Here is a 218-nt window from a genome sequence, read left to right on the forward strand (position 1 = left end):
ATCATTCGCTCGACCCGGCCGCGGCTGGTATCGCGTCCCTGCGCCTGCAGGGCGGCATGGACGCGGGGGCTACCGTAACGGCCGCTGCTGTCCCGATGGACCTGCCGGATCACAGCCAGGAGCGCGGCATTGGATTTTGCCCGCTCGCTCACCGGACGCTCGCGCCAGGCATAATAACCGGCCGGTGAGACCTCAAGCACGGCGCACATCAAGCGTAC

1 protein-coding gene is annotated in these 218 nt (G+C 67.4%); it reads right to left on the minus strand.

Translation table 11 applies throughout. From position 1 onward, the window contains the following. Positions 1-218: IS3 family transposase (locus AC0L3K_RS40875; RefSeq protein ID WP_473368239.1), on the minus strand; the 218-nt coding region annotated here is incomplete at both ends.

Source organism: Bradyrhizobium sp. MI1.10 (assembly GCF_055811035.1).